At 56.6% G+C, this 1,043-nt stretch carries 1 protein-coding gene; it reads right to left on the bottom strand.

The window, feature by feature from the left end; all coding sequences use genetic code 11:
• A partial coding sequence (locus tag BMY98_RS26585) for an RHS repeat domain-containing protein (protein ID WP_139214606.1) occupies window positions 1-1,043 on the bottom strand: 1,043 nt, incomplete at both ends.

Genomic DNA, 1,043 nt, shown 5'->3' with positions numbered 1-1,043 from the left:
CCTAACTTGTCCCAGCGGTAACGCAGGGTTTGTTCGGCGGCGTCGACGCGCTCGGCGATAAATCCCGCAGCGCTGTAACGCCAGGTGGTGCAGCGTTCCAGGCCATCGGAGTGGGCCAGCAAACGACCTTCGGCGTCGCGGCTAAAGCGTTCTTCGGTTTTGTCCGGGTGCTTGATCAGGACAAGCTGACCGGCTTTGTATTCATACGTGGTGCTGTGCCCGGCCGGATCGGTGAAGCGAACCATCTGGCCGCGTTCGTCGTACTCCCAGCTACTGACCTTGCCAGAACAGTCGGTGTACTTAACGAGCTGTCCGGCTTCGTTGTAGGCCAACGCCTTTGTATTGCCGTTGGCGTCCTTTATCGCTGTAGGAAGACCGAAGCCGTTGTAGGCGTATTCGGTAACGTTCTCCAGCGGGTCGATCGCCTCGATCAGATTTCCACGAAAGTCGTAATCCCGTTTCCACAACCCGCCTTCGCCATCGCTGATCTTGATCAGGTGGCTTTTATCGTCATACGCGTAGTTCATCACGCTGTGATCAGCGCGGGTGTGTTCGGTCAGATTGCTGAGCTTGTCGTAGCGATACCGGTCGGTGCTGCCGTCGGTGTGGACGTGGCGGATGATGTTCTTCGCCGCATCGCGGAAGAACCATTCCGAACGCCCATCGGCGTGGCAGATGCGATAGGTGTAACCCAAGCTGTCGTAGTAATGCCGGGTTTCGTGGCCCAAAGCATCAGTGACATAGGTCAGGCGGATGTTTTCATCCCACGCCAATCGCGTATCAAAACTGCCGTCGTCAGCCCATTCACGGACAGCTTTCGCGTCGGGGCCTGTTCCTTGCCATTGCAGATTCAAGCCCCGATTGGTGCGGTCGGTGTAGCGAGTAATTAGATGGTTTTGATACTGATAACGCCAGGCCGAGCCGTTCTCGTCTTGGGCCAGAACAAGATCGCCGGAATCATCGTACTTATACGCACAAAGTTGGCGTTTAACCTCGCCATCACGAACTTCCCACAGGCCGGTCAGACGGCCCTGATCATCAAT

The organism is Pseudomonas graminis, from assembly GCF_900111735.1.
GTDB classification, from domain to species: domain Bacteria; phylum Pseudomonadota; class Gammaproteobacteria; order Pseudomonadales; family Pseudomonadaceae; genus Aquipseudomonas; species Aquipseudomonas graminis.
The sequence above is the reverse complement of the archived record's forward strand: the minus strand, read 5'-3'. Positions and strand labels throughout refer to the sequence as shown.